Origin of the sequence: Phytobacter sp. V69, assembly GCF_965644215.1 — a bacterium.
In the GTDB taxonomy this organism is placed as follows: domain Bacteria; phylum Pseudomonadota; class Gammaproteobacteria; order Enterobacterales; family Enterobacteriaceae; genus Phytobacter.
This window is the reverse complement of sequence record NZ_CBFFRL010000396.1, coordinates 1-1,835: the sequence shown is the minus strand read 5'-3', so window position 1 is coordinate 1,835 and position 1,835 is coordinate 1. Positions and strand designations below refer to the sequence as shown.

2 protein-coding genes are annotated in these 1,835 nt (G+C 51.3%); both read left to right on the top strand.

Features of this window, described 5'->3' with window-relative positions; translation table 11 throughout:
- Window positions 1-101 precede the first annotated feature (101 nt).
- Complete coding sequence (locus ACSZPU_RS25475) at window positions 102-860, top strand: EAL and HDOD domain-containing protein (protein ID WP_499004387.1); 759 nt, start codon at window positions 102-104, stop codon at window positions 858-860.
- Window positions 861-995: 135 nt separating this feature from the next.
- A complete protein-coding gene (locus tag ACSZPU_RS25470) occupies window positions 996-1,628 on the top strand; it encodes an ECs1377 family protein (RefSeq protein WP_499004385.1) in 633 nt (210 codons plus the stop codon).
- Window positions 1,629-1,835 lie beyond the last annotated feature (207 nt).

Genomic DNA, 1,835 nt, shown 5'->3' with positions numbered 1-1,835 from the left:
AGCTCAGCTAAGGTAAGGCTAATACAGCTAAGGACTCCACTGAACCCCACCGATTAAATCGCACCTTCCTTAACGCGTTTCTTCAACTCCACGCGGCTCAGTTGACGGCGATTACCCTGCTGGCTGAAAAAGTGGAGACCCATGCCGAATTTGAGCAATATAAGAAACATGGTTTCGAATTATTTCAGGGGTATTTTTACAGTAAGCCTGAAATAGTTCAAAGCAAGCGCCTTTCGCATCAGGCCGTTCATTTGTTCCAGTTGATGAATGCCGTTAACGCGGAAGAACTGGATTTTGACAAAATTGAACTTATCCTCGAGCGCGATCTGACGTTAACCTATAAAATTCTAAAATATGCGCGCAATATTGTTTACCGGGTGAGCGGTATCAGCGGTGGCGATCATTTAACGCTGAAAAATATTGCCATGTATTTGGGGCGAAGTGAGCTGACTCGCTTTGTTTCGCTGGCATGTCTGGCAAACCTCGCCAGTAAAAATATCGGTGAGCTGTACCACCTTTCGCTCGCGAGGGCGAAGTTCTGCGAAGTGATGGTTGAGCGTGCATTCCCTGCCCGCAGTGCGCAGGATGCGTTTCTCTGTGGATTGTTTTCACTACTGGATGTGATGCTCGACATGCCTCTGGAAGAGATTGTGCAGCAAATTGCGCTGTCTTCATCCGTCAGGAATGCACTGGTGGAGAAGAAAGGCACCCTCTATGAGATCCTCTGTCTGGCGCAATATTATGAGCGGCGCGAATGGGACAACATCCAGATTCAGGCCAACAAACTTAAGATTCCGGGGTGGGCGGCCATTCATGCCATGAGCGTTGCGACGGCATGGGCGGATGCGACGGTGTCCTGAGGCCGACGGCAGACGTACCTGGATTTCCCTGTTTCCCGATCGTCTGAAAGCAAGAATGCTTTCGACAATGCCGCTTCGTTGCTAAAATAACCGCCCGTCAGATTTACACTTATCCGCAGGAAAGAGGGAGGCGCAGTGGTGGATCGCATTGATTATGAGATCGAAAAATATAGCTTCACCGAACTGAATGAATCTCCCCGTACCGCTCGCCAGTGGGCAGACACGCTGGACGAGTGCCGCCAGTCCCAGGCCAATGCCGAAGAGCGATTACGCATTGCGCTGCTCAACGTGGACTACGTGACCAGCTTTGAACTTCCTTTCCGCTTATTGCTGATCCGCGCTCCCCAGTTAATTGCCAGCATGCGCGAGGAGCTGCAAATCGGCCAGAAAAACGTCATTTTCAACGGCAAACGTTTTGGCTGCGTCTATAGCCTGAAAACGGATTTAAGCGAAATACCGGATGAGTTCCAGTATCGCCTTTCAACCCGCATTCGCCGGGTCGATGCCTCAGGATCCGTTGCCACGCCGTATCAGCAAATCGCTAAAGAGGTGAAAGCCCCGCGGGAACGGTTAAAACTGGCGCTGGAAAGAGGGCTGCCGGTCACGGCGCTCGACGGGCTTTTCTGGTTTGGGATCCAGCGTATCGCCGCGGATGTGCAACGGCTGAGAAAAACCGGCATGGCAATCGCCACGGCGGAAGTGGACATCTTCGATAATCTCACGGGCACAACCCGGCGAGTCCCGGTGTATCGTAGCGTGGCGAGCTGACCGGTTTCCCCGAACAGACCTCTTCTTATTTCCTTTTGAGCAAACCTGGCCTGACGCTGTTTGCTCATTTTGGTGTATCCCCGCAGTAGAATTCCCTTTCTTCCACTTCGTCTGTTAACCGTGGCGATCTGTTAAGGAAGGTGCGATTTAATCGTCAATTATGAGAACATAACCCTTTCTTTGACATAGACTTTTCACGATGCCCGC